We start from the raw sequence: 21,778 nt of genomic DNA, 5'->3' as shown, positions 1-21,778 counted from the left end.
CAGGAGATTCTCCTTTCCGAACCCGAGATTCTCGAGGTTGCGGCCATAGAGCCGGATCTGGATCCGCTTGTTCTTGTACAGCTGCTCCGGTCGATACGATCTTCCGGTCAAGAATCAGCTGGGGCTGTGCTTCATTGAAGAGTAAGATCTCTAGGATGCCGATGGCAATGAAGTCCTCGAGATCGGCGGCCATCGGGAGTTCAATGAGGATCGTTCGCTTGCCATCCTAGATCTCTTCGTGATCGACCTCAACGGCATCTTCGGCAGCCTTATTGTGGACATCCCCAGCGTTCCCGTCGCCGCCTAGATGTCGCCGTGCTTGCGCTCCAGATCGTTTTTCCTCTGGCAGATAAACTGCCCCGATCTTGCTTCGAGCAACCGTCTACGACTTGGGAATCTCTCTCCGATGAGTTCATCCAGCCGGTCCTGTAGGTTCAACGACACAACCTGTTGCATCATCCCATTTGTGCGTTCTTACCGCCGGGGTATCGACTGTGCGGAAATCATCCACAACCCGCCCGGGCAAAGGTGTTAATACAGCTTGCCATGTCTGTGCCAGACAGTGAGTTCGTGCGAATGCGGTTTCGACGTCGGTGACAGAGTTAGCTTTCCTGGGGGAGATGGTGAGATATCCAAAGTCGACCACCGCGACGGCAATCCCTGTTTGCTCCATATCCATACCGAGGAGGGCCCGAAGACGCGGCCGACCGCCTTGCCAATCCAGAGAATCGACACAGGTTCCGAACTGATAGCCAAGAGTGAGTTCGGCAAGCCCAGCCATTTCGATCTCCTGCAGCAGGCTGCAGAGCTCGATCTTACCCGACCCGAAGACCGGTTCGTTGCCCTCTCTGGCAGCCGGATCGACATCGAGCCATACCAGGTCCAGGCCGCTTACGAGATCCTCACGTCTTACGATCACCGTTACCTGATCGGCGACGAGGTCGGCCTTGGAAAAACCATTGAGGCTGCAATCGTGATCGAGGAACTGATCGCCAGAGACCGGGCCAGCCGGGTTCTCATCGTCACGCCAGCACCCTTGACCGAGCAGTGGCAAGCCGAGATGCGCGAGAAGTTCGATCGTGAGTACATGGTCTATGAGCGGGAGTATGTCGAGGCGAAACGCAAGGCCACACCATCGGCCAATATCTGGGAGGAAGACGACCGGATCATCACCTCGATCGACTTTGCAAAGCAGGACGACATGCTGGCCGCGCTGAAAAATCTCGACGCGGAGTGGGATATTGCTGTTTTTGACGAGGCACATCATCTCACTGCCAGGCGCGACAGTGAGGGCAACATGGACCGGACCGAGCGCTATCGCGTCGGGGAAGCCGTCTCGGAGAATTCGGACGGGCTGATCTTCCTGACCGGGACACCCCACAAGGGAAAACCCGACCAGTTCTTCTTCATGCTTCAGCTGCTTGACCGGTATCGCTTCCGCGATGAACACGATATCACTCCGGACGGACTCGAGGATCTGATGATACGCCGGCTTAAGGAGGATATGTACGAGACCGACGGGACGCCGATGTTCCCGGAGAAGAACATCGAGACGCTGCCGGTTCAGTTCTCTCAAGAGGAACGCAAGCTCTACGAGGCCGTCACCGACTACATCACTGAAAACTACGATCTCGCAGGGCGGGAGGACAGTACTGCCGTTGGATTTGCAATGGCAATCTACCAGAAACGACTGGTCTCCAGTATCTACGCCATCCAGAAGTCGCTCGAAAAACGAAAGCAGGCCATCCAGGCCGGCGGGAAAGATCCCGATGATCTCTCACAGGCAGTCCGAAGCCTGCTCCCCCAGTACCGCGAGGATCCGGAACTGCTAACCGATGTCCAGCGGGAGCGCCTCGAGGAAGAGCTCGGCACGGTTTCCGTGGCCCGGAACGAGGAACAGCTCCAACAGGAGTACGAGATCGTTAGTGAGCTCCACCAGCAGGCAAAGTCAATCGAAACCGACCGTAAGGCCGAGGAGCTCCAGAAGTACATCGACGGCGTCCTGAAGCAGGATCCAGAAGAGAAAATCCTGGTCTTCACGGAGTACACGGACACCTTGGAGTACCTCCGTGACCGGATCTTCGCCGACATGGACGTTGCGGAAATCTACGGGGACCTCGGAACGACGCAGCGTCGCGAGCAGATGGAGAAATTCCGGGAGGAGGCAAATGTAATGCTGGCGACGGACGCGGCCCGGGAGGGGATCAATCTGCAGTTCGCCCATATCATGGTCAACTATGACCTCCCGTGGAACCCAACCAGGATCGATCAACGAATTGGCCGGTTGCACCGGTACGGGCAGGACCAGACCGTCCAGATCAGAAACCTGTTCGTCGAGAATACCCGCGAGAGCGAAATTCTCGAGCTTCTGCTCGAGAAGATCGACGAAATCGAGATGACCCTCGGGATGAACTCCGACGTACTGGGACTCGTCCTCGACGATTTCGATCTGGAGTCCCAGATTATGTCTGCCGTCGAAAGCGATAATTCGGCCAGTGAGGTCGCCGCAGACATTGACCGGCAGATCGAGCAGCAGAAGGACGCCATCCGCAGGATAGAGGACGATTTCCTGATCCGGGATCGCTTCGATCTGAGCGCGGAGGACGGTGAGATCCTGGATGTGCTTGAACGCAGCCGCGAAGAATCAATCAGCGAGGATGACGTCAGGACGCTCGTTCGCTCGTTCTTTGAGGAGTTTGGCGGCGAACTCCGGGGCGCCCACCCGGGCCCGGTGCGTGAGGGTGGGGACGTGTTCCGGCTGGATGTCCCGGTGGCCATCAGTGGCGGTCAGGTAGACGATCGTTACGAGCGAGCCACGTTCACCCGGGAGATCGCCGTTGAAAAGGACGATATCGAGTTCATTGCCCCGGATCATCCCCTTATCGAGCGAATCGTGGAGTTTACAGTGGGTTCCGGAGAGATCGACGGTGAGACCGCCATCAAGGTCAGCGCCGACGCGATGAACACCCCGGGCCTTCTCTGCAACTTCCGCCTCCGCTATCTCTCCGGTAGCGGTGAAACCGTCACGGAGCGTTTGCAGCAGATCTACGTTACGCCCGAAGGGACCGTGCAGACAGACGAAATCGAGCTTGTCGGGGGGATCCCACCCGAGAACGCTGGCTCCTTCAGCGGGATCGATCCAGTTTCCGAGAATGCCGAGTCGCTCATGACTCGGGCAGAAGATCGCGCCTGGGAGCTCGTCACCGACGTGGCCGATGAGGCAGCAGCGGAACGATCACGGGAGGTCGCGATCAAACGCGAGCACACCGAGCAATACTTCGAGAGCAAGATCGCCGAGCTTCAGGAACGCCTCGAAGCAAGAAAGGAGCGCGACCGCGAGGAGGATACGGACATGACCCCCGAGATCAACCGGATTAGAAGCCAGATAGGTGATCTGGAGCAGGAACGGGATGCGGAGCTCCAGCAGCTGGAGATCGACGAGCAGGTCGTTCCTGACGAACCCGAGCTGGTCAATGTCGCGGTCGTGATAGGCGCCTAGCCCGCTATGAGACGGCCGTCGCATTGTCCGATGTAGCACGTTATGGGTCGATCCGGATCGAAAAAGCACCAGCAACTGTGTTGGTGACTGCGACCCGGAAGTGATTGCAGAAGCTGGGTTCGTGGAGCGCCTGAATAGCAGCAACGGGGCAGCGAGACGACTATATTCGCACTGCTCAGGGCAACAGCCCGCGGGACGATCTACGGGGAATTCCACCCGACACCCCCTGTGAACCCGAGGGACTACTTGGTCTCGTGATGCCGGTGGTCCATGAGGCCAAGAGTACCCTCCGAACGGTGGGCAGCAATCAGGGTCACCGATACAAGGACGAGGAACACACCGAGTCTTGCGACCTCGTCGGCGTGATCACCAATTGCCACGATCTCGGCCTCACCGCGTGGCGGGAGGAAATCCAGCCGCGTGATATTTTGTCTCATTCTGTATACGGTCTTCACCTCCTGTTGCCCGAGTGGACGTCGGTATTTCACGTTCGGCAACACAGGGGTGCTTAGAGCCCCATACACATATACTGTCAATCAGGACATCGCCATCATGCGATTTCTGGAAGAGGTGATGTACTTGATATTTCCAACACCGGCGCTTCGTGGGGCAAATTCAGGACCTCGTCGGAACAATCGATATGTTGGGACACGCCGTCAATCCTACCACCGACCGTCCTGGCAATGTGTTGGAGATGATCCCGGTTGTAAGAATGAGTCCCGCTCCGCCGAACAACGAAATCCGATTCTCGAGATGGAACATATTGTCGTCGGGCATGACAAACATTTTGCCAGTATTTAGCAACAGCAATTCGGCCACTTGGGATGCTATTAGTGGTGATTCTCCGGGATACATACTCCTGTTCGGGAGATCTGGCTAGCCGGTCATGAGCAGGCACGTTGGTCTCGGCTGACATCTAAAGAGTTAGAGACCAACCATGTCACATGGCTTTCGGGGATACGTCACGCTATTATCGTTCCCGACCGAAAGAACTCACATGACCGGTGAGCCAACAGCGATCGATCTCTTCAGCGGGGCTGGTGGTTTTACCGAAGGGCTCACCCGGGCTGGCTTTGACGTTCTATGGGCCATCGATAGCAAGGAAGAATGTGCCACAACGTTCCGACAGAACCATCCCGAAGTGGAGTTCGAGGTCGCCGATATACGGGAAATCGAACCCCCGGAACTTCCGGTTGAAGACCTGGATTTGCTTGCCGGCGGACCACCCTGTCCGACATTTTCTGTCGTCGGGCGCAGCAAGATGAATTCCTTGGAACAGCACGTACTGACCGACGACCGGCATTATCTATTCGAGGAGTACATCCGCTTCGTCGAGCATTACCGCCCTCAGACGTTGCTCATGGAGAATGTTCCCGGCATGCGGAGTGCGACTACGGAATCAGGTGAGAACGTCGTCAGGCGGATCAAGCGGGAACTCCGAGATGCCGGCTACCGGGTCACCGTGCGAGAAGTTGAGGCTGCGGATTTCGGTGTCCCGCAGCGCCGGAAGCGACTCTTTTTCATCGGCAACCGGAGCGGTATCGACAATCCGATCCTCGAGCACTGGGCCACCCACCGCAAGCCACGAAACGACGACGAGCGAGAACTCACTCCTGCGAGAAAAGACGACAACCAGAGCACGCTCGATGATTTCGGGGCCGATATCACACGTTCGATCGGCTCGTTCTGCGGCGAGAGCAATCACCGGGAACCGTGGGTGACGGTCGGCGATGCGATTCTCGACCTCCCCCCTGTATCACCCAGCGGCGAGAAACCGCCAACCGAAGCTGAAGAGTACACAATTCCACCGGTTTCAGAGTACCAGCAGTGGGTTCGAGACGCACTACCCGATGCCGATCCAACGGACATGGAACTCACGGATCACGCATGCAGGGGTCACAACATGTACGATCTGACCCTCTACAAGCTTCTCGGTGCATCGGCCGGCTGGAGTTCGGCGAATCTCGATGATGAACTTCATCCGTATCGTGCGGACGTCTTCGAGGACCAGTACACGAAACAGGCTTCACGGGAGCCGGCTTCGACAATCACCGCCCATCTTGCCAAGGACGGTCATATGTCGATTCATCCCACGGAGGCCCGCTCGCTCACGGTCCGGGAGGCCGCGAGGCTCCAATCATTCGAAGATAGCTTCCGATTTCCTGTTCCACGGTCAAGCGGATACGAACAGATCGGCAACGCTGTGCCACCGCTCGTCGCGGAGGCCCTTGCCACGGCACTGCTGAAGGACGTACTTCGGGGGTGAACACTGCCCGTGGCAACAGTACCTGCCGCCGGTCGAACCGACCGTGGAAATCAGCATCGCCAGGCTCCGATTGCAGCTCAGAGTTGCAAAAATGGAGTAATATCGGCAACACTGTAGCGGTAGATCATCTCTCTCATTGTGCGTTGCTCGACTGAACCAGCGGTATGCTCGCAGCGCTCATGGAGTTTGACACTGTACGTGCTTATATCACTCAAGAACGAATTCCTTACGCTCCTTGGGTGATAGAACAGAGAGATTCCGATTCTGCTGGAATCACGCTTTACGAAGATTGGGGTGTGAAAGGGGTGATCGTTAACGGCACTGATGCTGCTTCTTTGTGGGCAAGAAATCAGTATTCTGCGCTTCGAGAGACAGCATCTGAACTCACCCAGCGGTAATAATTTATCAGGTTCTGCACAACATTTCTCATTCCACTAGTCTCAGTTACGAACACGCGTCTGGGTTAGTTCTAAACGGGTTCGGAGTGACTGATTTTTTAGGATGGATGAGTCGGCTGTGTTCGGGCATGTGGTTGATGAGTTGGATGCTCGAGGCTATGAGCCGCTGGTCCACGTTCCAGGGTCGCATGAGGCGACGTATGAGGATGTTTTAGATCGGTGCGAGTCGCATCGGATCACAATTGGTGGGCGGTATCCGGATGTGCTTGGGTTCACGAATGCGGATCGTGTGTTTGCGGTTGAGGTGAAGGGGTCGAGTGGGTTGCTTCGCGGGATTGGGCAGGCGTTGACGTATCAGCAAGGGGCGCACGTGTCGTATCTTGCTGCGGATGAGGAGACGGTTGGGCAGCATTCGGATTTGCTTCGGTCTAAGGGGGTTGGAGTGATCGGGGCGAGTGAGACGGGAGTGGCGCGGTGGTCGAGTCCTCCGAGATCTGAGTCGCACGAGCAAGTAGTGGATATTGAGGGGCAGTTGTCGGTGCGGTTGCGTCGGGGCGATATTAGTGGGGATATTATGCGGCTGTCGCTTGCGCAACCGTTGAATTATCTTGCACCTGTGGTTGCCGTAGACCGTTACGGTCCATTGGCTGGTGATGAGCTGGTGGATGTGTTGGCTGAGGAGTACGGGTTCGGGGCGGGTGATGGTGCTCGGCTGGGTGCATTGACGTTGGGGTTGTTGGAGCGTGGTGATCGGCATTCGTTGACGGATCAGGGTGATCTCGCGGCGACGGTGCTGCGTGGATCGGGTGTGTCGACATTGGCGGAGTTGGATGCGGTGAAGCAAGCAGTGGGGCGATCGACGGTTGTGGAGGAACGTGAGTCGCTTGCGATTTTGCTGCGGAACTGTTTCGAGCGGCACCCGGGGTTCCGGTTGTTGTTGGATGCGTTGCGGAAGGAGGGCCCGTCGTTCTTGTTCCCGGATTTGCTCCGTCGACTGGTGCATGAGTATCCGAACGTGTTTCTCAGCACGTTCTGCACGCAGGCAGGGCGGACGCGTGCCAGGGAGTTGATCGAGGCTGGACGCACGTCGCGGTTGTACGAGGAGGAAGCAGTCTGGAAGGATGTGATTCGGACGAACGTGTTGTTCAATTTCGTGCAGCAGCTCAAACACGTCGGGGTGTTGGCTGCGGAGACGCGGAGTCACAGTGGGAAGATCAGCGAGTACGATGCTGCGGCGAAGCCGTGGGTGGTGCTGGACTGAGCAGGCTCTCCTAGTAAGTTGGTGTACCTCTTTGTGAGTGGCTTGAGTCTTTTTTAGACGCCTGAATTCATGCGTTTGAGGCGATAAGCGCGAGTTCGACGTTTCTGACAGCGCACTTCAGCACGAGTTCGCGGAATTGTCCGAATCACGTTCTCGGTCGCACGATTTCGCCGTACTTTCGCCGGAGCGGGAAAAATGTCGCTTCGATGTTCGACCGCTGGTGGTTGGTCGTATCATCGATCAATACATTGTTGGCGACGCCGTGCCAGCCGAATCCGCGGTGCTTGATCACCGGTTTTATGCCCTCAGAACTGAGTCTTCGACGAAGAAGTTCCCAGTCGTAGCCTTTGTCTGCAGTCAGTACACTCAGTCTGTCGAGGTTTCGCGTGAGCAGTTGCCACGCGATCTGCGTATCGTGCGGTTGTTTCATCGAACAATGTAAGTCTAGGATCGCGCCAGTTTTGCAGTCGATCAACGCGGTCGTTTTGACGGCTCTGAACGTGTAATTCGTCCGATTCGCGTAGTGTTGGCTCGCGGCGATCCGATCCATGCCGGTTGCGTCGATCACCTGGATCTCGCCGGTGTCGTGCAGCTCCGCCGACAGCTGCAGCAGCAGCGGCAAGATCGGCATTTTCAGTCCCTGCATGCGCGCACAGACGGTGGTAAAATCGGGTAGCTGAGATACCTCTAGGTCAAGGATTCGGGCAATCCGCGGCATTTCGTGAAGCACGTCCAGCAGCCGCCGATACGGAAGATCGAGATACGTCTTGAGGCCGTGAATCGACACGATCACCCAGTCGGAGAAGCCGTTCTCACCGGGTCGAAAAGCAGGATTTGGGGTCCCGACGACGGCTTTTTGAGCGAGCGAAACAACGCGGCTAGTGAAGCGGGCTAGTTTGCTGGACACAAACGATCCGTCCCGCTTCACTTCCTAGTAGGTTAGACATTTAGCGTGAACTACTAGGAATACATACTAGATCGAGAGCCGCTGTACTCCTCGGTTTCGACAGTCTAAACAAGGTCCAAACCACGTGAAAATTTGGGGAAACGGGCGCGAGAGCGCCAATACACCAATTTTTAGCTATCTCTGATGAAATAGCTGAATTTCTTTCCACACCCAGAACAATCTACCCTATTATCGTACAGGGTAGAATTCTTTGAGTTCTTGATTTTCCACACATCCCTTTCGCCTGCAACGTGCCCGCAATACGGACACTGAATCGATGCCATACCTAAACCTACCCTTATTGGAGTATATAGTTGTTGGCCTTGTTTAGACGATTGAAACCAGACAGCTCAGCAATTCACCAACTAATATCCTCCTTTTAATAGCTCCCACTAAATGTCTAATCTGGTTTGGCCAGTTCCGGGAACTCATTCTCAAGTGAGTCGTCAGAATCCTCAAACTGTCGCTGAGCGCCTCAAACAAGTTATCTCAGACGTCTAAACAAGGCCTTTTCACACTTGTATGGGAAACCAAGATATTCAGAAACCGACGCGACCATAGTACTCATTTACCATTGTATGTCCATTCGACCACATTATTATAATCAAGCCGTCCTTATCTTCTAATTACTGTCGAATTGCACGATCCCCCGGCTCGAAAACCGATCCTTGATCGTTCGGCCGGGACAATCCGCATGTCGCGAGTTCGCCGCGGACGGAGGTCTCGGACCGATATCCTTGGAGGAGGTAATCCACTGTAGAGCTTTGGCGAGGCTTGCCGACGTAGCTGTATCGTCTAAGAAAATGCCGAGTCCTCGCTCGAATCGTCTAGGCAAAGTACTGAACCCTCTCAGTGAGGATTTGGTACTGCTTCGAGAGCCATCAGCAGCGAACGGCTATTCATCAACCGTATGTAAAACAAGTTAGAACAAAAAGCCTCGTCTCGATTGCCCTTCGAGTCGGCGGGGCCGTTTATGCCCACTTGAAAAGTAGGGCGTGAATGACACCGCCCGTAGAGAGCAAACAGAGGAAGACTATTGCCATCCGTGGGTGGAGTGCTCCGGCATCGACGAGGGGAACCAAGAGCACCAGGACGGTGGCGTAAACAGAGGCGACTTTCGCACCCCTGATGGAATCGAATGACAGAACATACAGGCTGTTGAGCACCAGCGTGAAAGCTCCCGTACCGACGCCGAACGCCAGGACGCTCAGGGCGAGCAGGTGCGGGCTATCGGTACCGAGTGAGACTTCGGGGAGGCGAGCTACCGCGTACCCGGCGAGGCCGACTGTTGCGGTGACGAAGGCAGCCCCCATTGCATACTGCTTGTAGATGGGGCGCTGCTCGGGGAACAACTCGTCGCCGTCGTTTGTGGAGTCAGTCCGGGTCATGGTTCGTGTTGTGAAGCCGATTTTGTTCTGTATCGCTGACTTCGAAGAATCCCTGATATGTCTGTTACATATCTCGACGTGGGGTTACCCGCAGACCTATATAAAACCCTTACAATTATGCTGATTTGACATTCTACTAACCCTGATAAGGCGTGCTGATCCTCCGATTTGGACGAAAACAGACCTATTCGAAGTAGAATTGCCAGCAAATTTGGACTTCTCGGAGCCTTCAGTCGCTGGCGCGCGGTTGCATCTCGACGTACTCCAACTCCTTGTCTGTGAGTGCGTCCACGATGCTGTCGCTGGCACTGGGAGCGACCAGCATCGCGCACGCATCCTCGTAGAAGTTTGCGTATCGGTTGAGTCGGTCAACGTCTTTCAACTGACCTCTTCGCCCTCAGCTCGAACGAGTGCAAGGACTACCTCCTCGCCCAGGGAGAGCTATCGTCGAGGTGCACGCCGACGCGGCCGACGCCAACCCCATCACTGCCGAGGCTATGGCTGAGAGTAAGGTTTGAGACTCCATCAAGAAATCCAATACTCCCTAGGAGTCGACTTGGGCTTCGGTGACACGACGGAAACCATCGAATTCGACGGACCGAATGCCCGATACCCTGACTCTGACGAGTTGAACCAGCATTCGGAGTTGACCGATATGATTACAAATATGACGGCCAACGGCAACCTCAATCCCGGTTCACTTACCCATTAGCGATCGAGTCGGGACTTGCCGATTTTATACCCGCCACGGCCCCGGTCTAGTTTCTTCTTCCGCTCACAAGCCTTCTCCAGGTCTTCCCACGAGTGGCGGAGTCTGGCGTGAATATCGTGCGACGGTTGGCACCTGTCGATGACCCTCTCGATATGGTCTGTGAAGAGGAAGCGCAATCACCTGATGGACCTGGAATGTAATCGCCTCAATCAAATTTCTCTAACACCACGTCGCGATGGCGAACGTACGCCTTGAATACATCCGCAGGAATCCGTCCTGCATCAACGCCTTCCTCGACAAGTTCATCCAAGTGTTCTTCAACCGAATCAGCATCAGTCGTGTTCGACTCAATACGGTCGAACGTTGCCTTGACAGCATTCTCGCTGAACTTGGCGGATTTCGTACTGGGAATCGTTTCGAATCCATTGGTTCTTGCGAATGAGTTGAACTCTCGGACTGCTTCTGAGAGCCCCCACGGCCCATCGCCGTTCTTGGCAGCCTCTCGGTTTGGCTTGCGAACCGTTTTCTCATAATAATCCGAACCACGACCTAGCCCTCCCTTGGGATGTTCGAACGCACCCGCGCCCTGTGACCCACGCCATATGATGTATCCAACGCCAGCGACGAACGTCGTGAACGCTCCCACGATAGCAATGTTGGATGCACCTGCACCTACCACGAGCATATACACCGGAATGAGCAACGGCACTCGTGATAGCGAAATCCATACGGGAATGTTCGGTGACAAACGCTTGAATCCAGCATCGTCTTTGTACAGCATATAGCGAAATCTCCGCGCTGCTAGTAGCATAAACAGGACAAACACGAGAAACGAAACCTCCATCGCTCCACCAGATATCGGAAGATAGTTCGCGTATCCAAACGGGAACGCCGCCAGGACTACCGTCGTTAGCACGGAGAGTTCGTACAACCCGTATTTAACAGCAACGTGGTTGTGATTCCCCGTGATGTATCGGATTTTGTAAAACTTTAGAGCAGGCACTGCCAACACAAGATGAGCAGCGAAGCCAAGAGCGAAAGCAGTTGTCTCCGTAATCTGTATGAAACTAGGGTCCCATCCCGTGTAGAGGACTGCGAACATCACTGCTGGGAATATCGCAACGCTCAGGATGCCCAGCAGACGCTCCCACTGATACGGCGCGGTTGCGGTCTTCTTATCTACTCGATACAAATCCGACCTGTCTCGCGTTCGTGGCGTATAGGTTATTGCACCGAGGGCGTACACCACCGAGAGTGCGACCGCAACGTACTCCGGCGTCGCCAGGGCGATTGTCCCCCACGACTGCAATGTGGTCGCCGACGCGGTCATCGACTCGACGAACTCGGCGTAGCCGACCGACAGCGCGGACAGCCCAAGGGCGAGCGCAATAACGGGTATCGCCATAGCCAGCGAGAACGCGTACTGCGCAAAGCCCCGAATCGACGCCTGACCAAACGGCATGAATACGTTGAATACCCAAGTGGTCGTGACCCGCTCGACTGCCGACTTCCATCGCCGACTCAATTTGGCGAGAGGCCGACCGATTGGCGTGTCGGCGTACGGTCGTACGTTGTGGGTTCCTGAGTTCATCGTATCGTGACCAGCAGTCGGACGAGGTCCGCACGCAACGATATCCTCGGACGTTACTCAGACGTTCGAATCAAAGCCGTATAAAGATGGACAAATCCTGGTCACGGCATCGCACTCCCCTCCCGCACGATTTCCTGTCCTAACCCCACTCAATCACCGAATTATCGGAGTTCTAAGACTCCGCCGCTCTGAAGTACTGAAGTATCACCTCTATTCTCAGGCTTCCAGCTTGATCACCCGGCCATCTTACTTGTAATTAAGATGAGGGTACATAGTAGCCGATCTTCTTAATGACCATGCTAAAGGGCCTCCCGCCCGGTCAACCCACTCAACACCCTATTTCAACTGATGGTAGACTTCACACTGCTTTGACTCAAAGACGCGCTCGCCGAGTCACTCCAAGAGCCGACATGGCGCGTCTGAATCGAAGAATTCAGCGAAGATACCTCTACGTCTCCGGAACACAAGGAATAACATACAATTCTTGATACAATCGAGAACTCGATAATATCTAAGTATATTGATAGGTGTTTATGTCGATACGCATCGTAGTGACAGTTGATGCCTTGCAACTTAGCAAACACCACTCTGGAGCTCGCAATAGGGGCATTCGGAATATGAACGACAAAGCCAACCTCCAAGCCGAACTCCGTGCCGTCCGTGAGGAACTCGTCCACCGCAACCTCTCCAATCGCGTTACCAGTAACGCGTCGCTCCTGTGCCCGCCGATTGATGTAGAGTTTGCCCGACTCACTTGCTTGACCAACGAGCAGTTGAAGCAGCACGAAGAACGCCTTGTACGCGACCTCCAGGACATCGAGATCGAAAATCCGAGACAGCTGTATCGCCCCACCGACAACGACGAACCTGTGGAGTCCAAATGAACGCGCCTACCCAGACGTTGAGCAGCGCCCTCCTCGCGATCGAACTCGGCACGCAGCAACCTCCAGGAAATCCGGCTCGTCATCGATGAGTAGTACCCGGAATGGCTGGATTATTCCGCTCATGTTCGGGTTTCAATGCAGATTGTCTTATTAGCCGACAAGTTTTGACAGTTGGTCTGAGAAGCCGATGAAAGGAAGTGATCTGTGCGCTTCACAGGTATCCGAACGTCGCTGGATGAGAGTAGGTGTAGACGGTCGTCGTTGTGAACGACTGGTGTTTTTCGCCGTCGACGAAATCGAGGTTCACTGTTGTGACTATCGTTTAGAAGCCCGTCTTTTGACAACCTAGTGCCAAACCGTTTATCCCCTTGTTGGTCGCGGCTAGTGTAAGATGAGCGTTCGATTTCTCCAAGCAGCAGATTTCCATTTAGGAAGTCAACTTTCAACGATCGCTGATCGAGGCAGTACTGTCGAGGACCCTCTCGAGTCGGCGTTGTACACGTCCGTCGAGCGATTATTCGACGTCGCTATCTCTGAAGCAGTTGACTTCATGATCGTTGCAGGTGACCTGTACGATCAAGATTCCAGAAGCGTCACTGCGAATCTCTTTCTCCAAGAGCAGTTCGAACGGCTGGCTGAGGAAGGCATCCCCGCCTACGTGGCGTACGGAAATCACGACCCGGTGGGGAGCGCCACAACGTACGTAGACCTGCCGGACAACGTCAACGAGTTCGATCACGAGGATCCGGAGGAATTCCTGTATCCTGACGCAGGGAGCCCCGAGGCCAGAATCTGGGGACAGTCGTACCGCGATCGGTCCGAGAGCCGATCGATGTACCGCCAGTTCACGCCAGCGGATGATCGGATTCCAAACATTGGTGTGTTGCACACCAGTCTGGATCCGGAGGGGCGACTGTACGTGCCGGTGGCGCGAAGCAAACTAGAGAGCAAAGACGCAATTCAGTATTGGGCTCTCGGACACGTACACGATGCCCGTATTTTCGAATCAGAACAACCAGTTGCGTATCCTGGTGTCCCGCAAGGCCGGGATATCGGGGAACTCGGTCTTGGCGGCGGGTATCTCGTCGAGCTCGATGATGGAGGGTCGCCTGACATCGAGTTCATCCCGACATCGCCTGTTGTGTGGCAAACTGTTACCGTGGATGTTGGTGATGAAGGAGTCTCATCGATCCCCGATCTCAAACGGCGTCTCGAGCATGTCATCGACGACCTTTCGACCCCGATGGACAGGTTCGACGGAACGAGCGTGAGTATCCGCGATCCCGAGTGGGGCGTCGACGGATTCGTCTGCCGATGGACGCTGACCGGAAACGGTCCTGCGCATGAAACGTTATCACAGGATGACGAAGCGATTCAAGAGCTCACGCGCAGGGCACGCGAGCAGTTCTCCTCGCGGCAGCCCTTCGTCTGGACTGAGGCGATCCGTGACGAAACCGGCCCCCCAGTACCACCGATCGACGAGTTACGTGATAGCGATCGCGTGATCGAGGAGTTCCTCAGCGTCTCGGAGGAATTTGACGGCGAGGCGTCTCGAGCCGTCTTCCGGGAAACCGTCGGGGAAGCTTGGGAACCTGTCGACGACCACGAGGAGATCCGTGCTGACGAGTTACCGCTTACAGAGGAATGACTGGATGCTCTCATCGAGAGAGCTCGTGAACGTGTGCTCGAGGAACTCGCTCGACGGAGGGCGACGTAATGTACGTAACCGAACTCCGCATTGATGACTTTGGCTGCTTTCAGAACGCGCGGATCGAGAATGTCGATGACGGTCTCGTCGTTATCGGCGGTCCACAGCGAGCCGGGAAATCTACGTTCATGGAAGCGTTCAGGCAGTTCCCTACCGGGGTTGGGAAACAAAGCGACCTGCCCCCTGCAACCGATGAGTATCGCATCGATGCCGAGATCTCCCACGACGGTCACTCCTACCGATACGTCCTGAACGGGCATTCGTCTCCGTCGGTTTCCGCGATTGGTGATGGCCCGGAGTTGGAGAGTTCCGATATTTTCGGGCCTGTAACGGACCGTCAGTATCGCAATATTCATACGATCAGTCTCGACGAGCTACGGCAGCTCCCGCCCGGAATCGACGATACCGAGGACCTCGCGCGGGTGCTTCTCGGCGGCGCGTACGGCGACATTGCGGAAATCCCTGACCTCCGAGGTGAGTTTCAGGATCAAGCGCACGATATCGGGTTGAAACGTGGGTCACCCACCGCTAAGACGACCGATCTTCACGACCCCTATCAGCAAATTCGGGACGGGCTGCAACAGCGAGAGGAAGCGAGCAAGCAAGTCGAGGAGTACCGCTCGGTGACGGAGGAACTGCATGATATGCGCGGCGAGCAATCCGACATTGATACGGAGCTCAGTTTGAAGCAACGCCGTCGGGACCGTCTCAATATCTTGACCGAACTGTTCGACCCGATTCAGGAAATCGACAGTCTCGACACCCGTCTTGCCGACGAAGAGACCGACAGCATCGAGGAGTTCCCGAGTCACTTGACTGACCGGCTCGAACACTTTGAAGCACAGTTCAACACCGCGACCTCGGACCTTCGCGATGCCAAATCGGAGTTCGAGCAGACTGCTCGGCTCGATACATCTGAGGAATACCGCGAGTGGCTGCATGACAACGAATCCGAAATCGACGAATTGGCAGATAATCGGAACCTGTGGTCTCAGACGGTCGAGGACCTCTCCCAGACCGAGACCGAACTCGAGGCCACTCGTCGAACGTTGGAAGATGATATCGAATCACTCCATCCTGAGTGGGACGGTTCGTTCGCTCACATCGATGCAATCGATACGAGCACGATCGATTCCGCTCGCATTGCTGACCAGGCCTCGTCCGTCGAAGCCCTTCAAGAAGAGCAAGGTAACCTCGAGGCAGAACTCGACAGAAAACGCTCGAAGCGTGACGAGCTTCAGTCACAATTAGAGGAGATGGATGATGATCGCGATAGCACAGAAGAGGTTAGCGTTCCGATCCGGAAACCCGCTATCATCGCTGGAGTGGCCCTCCTGGTCGGTACCGGTGCAGGATTTTTCATCAACCCAATCGTTGGTGGTGTGATCGGCTTCATTATCCTCGGAGCCGGCATCTATACGATCGACACGACCGTCAACGTGGAGTCAACTGTCGATACGGACGCCTATCGCGAAACCAGCGGTCAAATCACGACGCTTGAAGGGGATATTAGCAGTGCCAAGGATCGGCTCAGGACGGTCGAAGAGGCTCTCGAAGAGGAGCAACAAGCAATCCAATCCCTTGCAGAAACGATCGGTCTTCCCGATGACCTTTCCCCAACGCACGTCGCCCAGTTCTACGATCAAGTCGGTGAAATCGACGACCGAATCGATGCCTATAGACGTGAACGAACGCAGTGGGAAGAAAATCGTGACGAACTGATAGATGACCTGGAGGAGCTCTCTGGTTTGTTCGAAGAGATTGCTGATATTTCGTGGTCGGAAGAGACGGTTCTCGAAGACGCTCCAGCGCTTCTCTCAGCACTCGATGATGCGTCTGCTGATCTCGAATTGGCTCGAGAGGTTTACACCGCTGAACAGGAACGAGCAGAAGAAATCGAAAACATCGATTCGGTTCTCTCTGAGTGGGATGCCGAGCGGAGCATCGGTGAGTCGACGAGCGACGACGAGGTGTACCGGCACGTCGAGGCGTTCAAAGCGGAGGCTGAACGGGTCAGTGAGGTGGAGGCGGCCGAGTCCGACCGTGATAGCTTCACGACCCAGATTAAAAGTCGATTTGACGGCCCGTCTGCTCGGGAGGCGTTCGAACCGTTTCGAGAGGCAGACGAACCATGGATCGACGTCGTTCGTAGCGCTGCCGAGGAGTACGCGGACACGGACGCGATCGGTGATGACATCCGCGAGCTTCAGGGTGAGATCGATCGTTTAGAAGACCGGCGAGAGGAACTTCAGGAAGCCTGTATCGAGTTAGAACAGCGGGTAGATGAGCTTGCATCCGAGACGGATCTCCAGGAGGCCCAGGCAACGATCGACGAGGCTCGCGTCGAATTTGAGCGTCTCGGAGAGGCGTACGCCGTTAACCGGATTGCTGAATCGATGGTGAAGCAGTTACACGAGCGACTCATGGAGGATGTCGTCCATTCGCTCGTGGATGACGCGAGTACGATTTTCCAGAATATCACGCAGGAGTACGATGGTATTGAGCTGGGCGATGACGTGCAAGAACTCGAATTCCGAGCGTTACGAGACTCCGCCCCCGATCACAGAGTTGGCGAGTTAAGTCGGGCAACAGCCGAGCAGTTGTTCCTTGCAATCCGACTCGCTCGCATTCGCCAGACCGACGTCGCACTTCCTGTCATTATCGACGACGCTGCGACCAATTTTGATCCTGGCCACGTCTCCCGTGTCTTTCAGGTCGTCAACGAACTCCTCTCCCACAATCAGGTCTTCTTCCTCACCTGCCACCCTGATTTCGTTCGTTCAGCGGCGCGAAACGGAACGTCGGCACAGTACTGGCCGCTTGATCAGGGACGGTTCGAGGGCCACACCAGTGCAGATAAACTCGCAGAATTCCTGGATGTCGACTGAGCGCTTCGACGGCAGGTCACGCAGTCCTTCGCTGGAAATGAGCGGTGGTCGTGCGATGGATGCTGTGGCCACTAATCACCGAACAGTCGGGAGAAGAAACCGCCAGAGTTGTTCTCCTCAACCATGTCTTGTGTCTCAGTCGACTGCACGGTGTCTCCATCAGTTTCGGTAGTGTCATTCAGAAGCTCGTCGACGGAGTACCCAATCCATTCGGCGAAGTCTTCTGGTGCGCCAATGTAGACGCTGGTGGAGGATTTTTCGGACATGAACCGTTTGGGGAGGCGCTTCTCGTAGTCGTACACTTCGTATTCTTCGCGTTCGAAGTCTGCCGTGATCGCGTCAGGTTCGGACTCGAACGTGACGCGGCCACCTTCGATATCGCGTTGCCATTTCAGTCGGCCCGTGTCGTACGTCTTTTCAGCTGGCTCTTCGGCGGGGAAGTACTCCGGTTGCTCCCGACCCGCTTCGTTGTAGAACTCGCGGACGATCCGACGGACGTCTTCAATTGTGCCGTTCCCGTCCGTCCACGGTTGTTCGGTGAGCATCCGGCGAGCGACGTAACTGAAGATCGGGTTCTGGCGCTCCAGTACGGCTGCCAGATCCTCTTGGGCTTCGCGGAAGCCCGGGTCTTCGGGGTTCGAAGGGAAGGAGACGTCCATACTCAGGATCTTCATTCGGTTCCTGAACTCGGATTTCGGGAGCGCGTCGTTCGTGGTGAATATCAGGCACGGCTGGTCGACGTTGGTCGGCGTCCAGTCTCCCCAGTAGTTCCGGATCGGGCTCCACCGCTGTATCTTCTCTTTCTCCGCGTCGATGATGGCGTACGGGAAGCATGTATCCCACTCGCGGACTCCGCGAACCTCCTTGACGCCGACGTCGTCAGCGTCTACGCCGGAGATAACCGTGTTGTCGGAGACGAGCCGAAGGATGTACTCGGTGAGCTTGTCCTTTCCGGCGTCGCTCTTCCCTTCGATGTAGAGGTGTTGCAGGACGTTATCGAGCGTCCGCGAGGGTGAGGACATCGCGTCGGCGTACTGGTTGGCGAACGGCGCCCAGAACCCATAGAGGAACGCTTCGTACATCTGCGCCATCACCGCAGTCTCGGATTGGGTGTGGCCGTGATCGTCGACGGTCTGGATGTAGTTCTCGATGGTTTCGAGACAGTGATTCAGGACTTCGGGCGTCGGTTCGTCGGTGGCGACGAGAATCATCTCGTCATCCTCCCCGATCACGACCTGCTCAGCCTCAGGCAGGACTGACATCGTCGGAATAGCCGTCGATTCCTTGACCTGGTTATTGTACGCGCTCAGCGGCGCGGTGATGCTGTGATCCTCGATCGTCGCACCACGGTCACGAAGCCCGGTCCCGAACTGGTCGGCAGTGTCCTTGTCGACCTTGCTGGTCCCCATTCGGATTTTTTCGTCGGGCGCACGAACTCGGGGCCTGTCGAGCGTATCCGTCAAGTCCGTTTCATGGTCTGATTCGACGAGTCCGACGTCCGGCGGATCCTCGCTCTCACCCGTATCTTCGGAGTCCTCCCTGTCTGGAGAATCGTCGGGATCGACGACGTTCCGGTCAGCATTCTCTGGTTCTTCGACGAACGCGACAGTCTCGTCGGACTCCGCCGGATCGTCCACCACTGCGGTGACGTGGTCGGCGATGTCTTTCATATCCTCGACGGCATCCTGGTTCAACGCTGCTGTGTCGCTCACGTCGAGATCGCCGGCGCCGACCCAGTACTCAATTCGGTTCTCCCGTTCTTCGGGTGAATCAGCGTCCTCGAGCGCGTCGATCAGTCCATCAAGAAGCGTTTGGTCGCTGTATCCCTCGCGGTACTCGTCGATGAATGCCAGGAATTCATCGTCCAGTTGCGTTCCGACTTCGGTCGTGAAAACGGAGATCTGATTCGTGTGGTACTCCCATGAATTCCGGGAGAGGTTCGCGGAGCCTTGCACGAGCTTCACTGTATCGTCGGGCATCACGATCCGGTAGATCTTCGAGTGGACGGTCTTCCGATTCTTCAGCCGAACAGTGAGACGGTCATCTTCCCGAAGCCGGACGAGTGACCTGGCCGTCGAGACTTCATTCACCTGGTCCGCGTACTCTTCAGCGTTCCCGATGAGTACGTCCAGCGAATCGATCTCATACTCTGTCAACATTTGCACCATCAGCTCAGGTGTCTCCGCGTACGTCACCGCATCCACATGGCGGGCACCTTCGAACAGGTCGAGGAAATCGTCCCGTTCTTTCACCATCGCCAAGCGATACCCGGCTGCACCTGAGCCGTAGAACTCCGGCATGTCCGCAAACCGGTCGAACGAGATATTCGCCGTCAGCTCATCCATACAAACTTCACTCGCGTAACACGAATAAATCCGCGCCGCAGACTGATAGTAAAGCTAGCCGTCGACGCTCGGAAACACCAATGACCAGTCGGCGTCGTCCTCTATAAATCGCGTATTCTGGATATTCCAGTTGCTGGTGAGGGTGAATGGAATCTGGATAAGGTCGTCGAGGACGGCGCTTAGTGTTGCTGTCCCGGGTCCTCAACGGTCAGGTCTTTGTCTGTGCAGTTTGCACAGATGATCCCTGACTCGTCTTCCGGGCTAATGGCCGGGCCGTCGATTTCGGTGCCACATTCGCGGCATTCGGGGAGATCGTGGAATCGGTACGCGTCGATCAGTTCGGAGATCCAGATGGCGTCACCAACCTTCTCCTTCCCCCGCTGCGCTGCGTCCTCGAACTCAGCCATGTCGTCGAATCCAATCGTCTGGATCACGTCGTCCGCTTCGTCCGAATCGTGGGGGACAGGGGGAAAGTTGTCGTGGACGCCCCATGCGAAGCCGCGTGCTTCAGCTTCTGTGAGGTGGGCCGTAGCTGCGAGTGCTTCGGCCAGTTCTCCTGACTTCGGATTGTGAGGGTTCTCGAACACGTCGTCTGTGCTTTGCTCATTCCCGTAGTGTCGGGAGTTCGGTTCTTGCTCGGACCGCGATTTGTCATCTGGATTAGCTACCATCTGCACAACCCTGAAGAAACTATTTGTTAAAAAGACCTTGCCCTGAGAGCAATAATCCGCGTCGTTAATATCTGATGTTCTCTACTGAGGGCTCCTTTACAATTTCCAATCTATATATCGGGGAATATTGTTGGCCAGGTTCGGCAGATCGCAATGGATTACTAGAATCTGCTCCCCGATCAACGGATTATCCGGATCCATGGCCGCAGAGCCAGCTATGCTCAAGGCTCGCGGGCGAGTTCCTCAATGGAATCTATGTAATCGCAGGAGGGGAATACGACTGGATGTATGTCGACACTGGATCCATTCACGATGGGAACACGTGTTGGCTTCTCTCTGCTGGGGGCCGTGTCGGGTCTCCCTAGATTCCATGGCGCCCCATAAGTAGGAATGATCGCATGGCCTTCTTGCGGTTTCACAGATATCATTCTACATCGCGCTCTCACAGTGGCCGATCTGAAAATCAATGGGCGATATGGTCGTGCTGTGAGTCCGTCCACCGCACCCACAGTCCGTGTTTGTGTGGTTATTGGGCTTAAGATTCGATGTATGTATCTATACCAGGACAATCTTTTAAGTCAGAGTGGAGGTTTACCCTGTTCGGGTGATAACCCTATGCAGAACACAAATCACGTTAATACCGATGCGCCGCCGCAAAATCAGATTGAGACACTTATTGTGAGTGTCGATGAGATCGTTGAAGCGTTGCGATTTAATCGCCGGCCAGAAGGGTATAAGAACCGTCGGGACGCTGTTCTTCGGGTAAAGCCGCAGTTTGAGCAAACGTCGGAAGCATCTCTATTCTATAGGGAGCGAGGGACACGTTATGATCGGAAACCGTACCCGTTTCACATTGATCCAGTCGTCTTTGTTGAAGACCGGGACCAAGCCGAACCTCGTACTCGAAATGAATATCACGCCCAGGCGAATGAGCATATGGATGATCCGAGTGGAGAAGAAATCTCGGAGAGTGTCGAGATGGCCTACGAGTGGTGGGAAGATTACGTCCGAAGTAATCTTCTCAGCGAGGTAGATATCAACAATTCTGATTTCGAGCGCAGTCCTCCAAATATCGTAACGGTACAGTACAAAGACGGATAGGGATCAGTTAGGAGCAATTCGAGAAGCGGCCCGCCAGGCAGAACTGAATATCGACGACTGATACCGTGACGTGGTACGGACCGGTCTTTCTGGGGTTGATTGCAGTTGTGGAGACTTCAC

General features: G+C 55.5%; 13 protein-coding genes and 1 pseudogene. 8 read left to right on the top strand and 6 right to left on the bottom strand.

The features are described 5' to 3' along the window. Positions 1-562 precede the first annotated feature (562 nt). The 4 genes from MXF70_RS14105 (at position 563) to MXF70_RS14095 (ending at position 7,424) form a co-directional block, all read left to right on the top strand. The gene (locus MXF70_RS14105) at positions 563-3,499 is read left to right on the top strand and encodes a DEAD/DEAH box helicase (RefSeq protein ID WP_248516303.1); all 2,937 of its coding nucleotides are present in this window, start codon (positions 563-565) and stop codon (positions 3,497-3,499) included. Between the two features lie 997 nt (positions 3,500-4,496). Next, entirely contained in the window at positions 4,497-5,765 is a 1,269-nt protein-coding gene (locus MXF70_RS14100) for a DNA cytosine methyltransferase (protein ID WP_248516302.1), read from the top strand. A gap of 164 nt (positions 5,766-5,929) precedes the next feature. Continuing rightward, complete coding sequence (locus MXF70_RS15500; RefSeq protein WP_445677848.1) at positions 5,930-6,163, top strand: transcriptional regulator FilR1 domain-containing protein; 234 nt, start codon at positions 5,930-5,932, stop codon at positions 6,161-6,163. 514 nt (positions 6,164-6,677) lie between these two features. Continuing rightward, the gene (locus MXF70_RS14095) at positions 6,678-7,424 is read left to right on the top strand and encodes a hypothetical protein (protein ID WP_248516301.1); all 747 of its coding nucleotides are present in this window, start codon (positions 6,678-6,680) and stop codon (positions 7,422-7,424) included. A 67-nt stretch (positions 7,425-7,491) separates the two neighbouring features. Here the strand turns inward: MXF70_RS14095 and MXF70_RS14090 are convergent. From MXF70_RS14090 to MXF70_RS14075, 4 genes and pseudogenes are all read right to left on the bottom strand, one after another. Further along, positions 7,492-8,352: pseudogene (locus tag MXF70_RS14090) on the bottom strand (IS5 family transposase). A 989-nt stretch (positions 8,353-9,341) separates the two neighbouring features. Further along, positions 9,342-9,758, bottom strand: coding sequence for a hypothetical protein (locus MXF70_RS14085; protein WP_248516300.1), 417 nt, complete (start codon positions 9,756-9,758; stop codon positions 9,342-9,344). 229 nt (positions 9,759-9,987) lie between these two features. Then, positions 9,988-10,140: a hypothetical protein gene (locus MXF70_RS14080; protein WP_248516299.1), complete on the bottom strand. Its 153-nt coding sequence runs from the start codon at positions 10,138-10,140 to the stop codon at positions 9,988-9,990. Between the two features lie 535 nt (positions 10,141-10,675). Beyond that, positions 10,676-11,932, bottom strand: a complete 1,257-nt coding sequence (locus MXF70_RS14075; RefSeq protein ID WP_248516298.1) for a hypothetical protein — start codon at positions 11,930-11,932, stop codon at positions 10,676-10,678. Between the two features lie 746 nt (positions 11,933-12,678). Between MXF70_RS14075 and MXF70_RS14070 the strand changes: the two genes are divergently transcribed. From MXF70_RS14070 to MXF70_RS14060, 3 genes are all read left to right on the top strand, one after another. Next, entirely contained in the window at positions 12,679-12,945 is a 267-nt protein-coding gene (locus MXF70_RS14070; RefSeq protein WP_248516297.1) for a hypothetical protein, read from the top strand. 391 nt (positions 12,946-13,336) lie between these two features. Next, positions 13,337-14,593, top strand: a complete 1,257-nt coding sequence (locus tag MXF70_RS14065) for a metallophosphoesterase family protein (RefSeq protein WP_248516296.1) — start codon at positions 13,337-13,339, stop codon at positions 14,591-14,593. Between the two features lie 68 nt (positions 14,594-14,661). Beyond that, on the top strand, positions 14,662-17,541 hold the full coding sequence (locus MXF70_RS14060) for an AAA family ATPase (protein ID WP_248516295.1): 2,880 nt from the start codon (positions 14,662-14,664) through the stop codon (positions 17,539-17,541). A 71-nt stretch (positions 17,542-17,612) separates the two neighbouring features. On the opposite strand, the gene MXF70_RS14055 is transcribed toward MXF70_RS14060, so the two are convergent. After that, entirely contained in the window at positions 17,613-19,886 is a 2,274-nt protein-coding gene (locus MXF70_RS14055; RefSeq protein WP_248516294.1) for an Aq_aa27 family P-loop NTPase, read from the bottom strand. A 179-nt stretch (positions 19,887-20,065) separates the two neighbouring features. After that, positions 20,066-20,557: a hypothetical protein gene (locus MXF70_RS14050; protein WP_248516293.1), complete on the bottom strand. Its 492-nt coding sequence runs from the start codon at positions 20,555-20,557 to the stop codon at positions 20,066-20,068. 615 nt (positions 20,558-21,172) lie between these two features. Here MXF70_RS14050 and MXF70_RS14045 point away from each other — a divergent pair. Next, on the top strand, positions 21,173-21,658 hold the full coding sequence (locus tag MXF70_RS14045) for a DUF8009 family protein (RefSeq protein ID WP_248516292.1): 486 nt from the start codon (positions 21,173-21,175) through the stop codon (positions 21,656-21,658). The last annotated feature ends 120 nt before the right edge of the window (positions 21,659-21,778 follow it).

The sequence above is a fragment of the Salinarchaeum laminariae genome, from assembly GCF_023204835.1.
GTDB classification, from domain to species: domain Archaea; phylum Halobacteriota; class Halobacteria; order Halobacteriales; family Salinarchaeaceae; genus Salinarchaeum; species Salinarchaeum laminariae.
This window is presented reverse-complemented; position numbering and strand designations above follow the sequence as displayed.

Excerpts from the sequence above, each read along its gene's own strand:
- MXF70_RS14055 (WP_248516294.1), bottom strand. The coding sequence starts at position 19,886 with ATGGATGAGCTGACGGCGAATATCTCGTTCGACCGGTTTGCGGACATG.
- MXF70_RS14045 (WP_248516292.1), top strand. The coding sequence starts at position 21,173 with ATGCAGAACACAAATCACGTTAATACCGATGCGCCGCCGCAAAATCAG.
- MXF70_RS15500 (WP_445677848.1), top strand. The coding sequence starts at position 5,930 with ATGCTCGCAGCGCTCATGGAGTTTGACACTGTACGTGCTTATATCACT.
- MXF70_RS14085 (WP_248516300.1), bottom strand. The coding sequence starts at position 9,758 with ATGACCCGGACTGACTCCACAAACGACGGCGACGAGTTGTTCCCCGAG.
- MXF70_RS14070 (WP_248516297.1), top strand. The coding sequence starts at position 12,679 with ATGAACGACAAAGCCAACCTCCAAGCCGAACTCCGTGCCGTCCGTGAG.
- MXF70_RS14075 (WP_248516298.1), bottom strand. The coding sequence starts at position 11,932 with ATGCCGTTTGGTCAGGCGTCGATTCGGGGCTTTGCGCAGTACGCGTTC.
- MXF70_RS14065 (WP_248516296.1), top strand. The coding sequence starts at position 13,337 with ATGAGCGTTCGATTTCTCCAAGCAGCAGATTTCCATTTAGGAAGTCAA.
- MXF70_RS14050 (WP_248516293.1), bottom strand. The coding sequence starts at position 20,557 with ATGGTAGCTAATCCAGATGACAAATCGCGGTCCGAGCAAGAACCGAAC.
- MXF70_RS14100 (WP_248516302.1), top strand. The coding sequence starts at position 4,497 with ATGACCGGTGAGCCAACAGCGATCGATCTCTTCAGCGGGGCTGGTGGT.
- MXF70_RS14060 (WP_248516295.1), top strand. The coding sequence starts at position 14,662 with ATGTACGTAACCGAACTCCGCATTGATGACTTTGGCTGCTTTCAGAAC.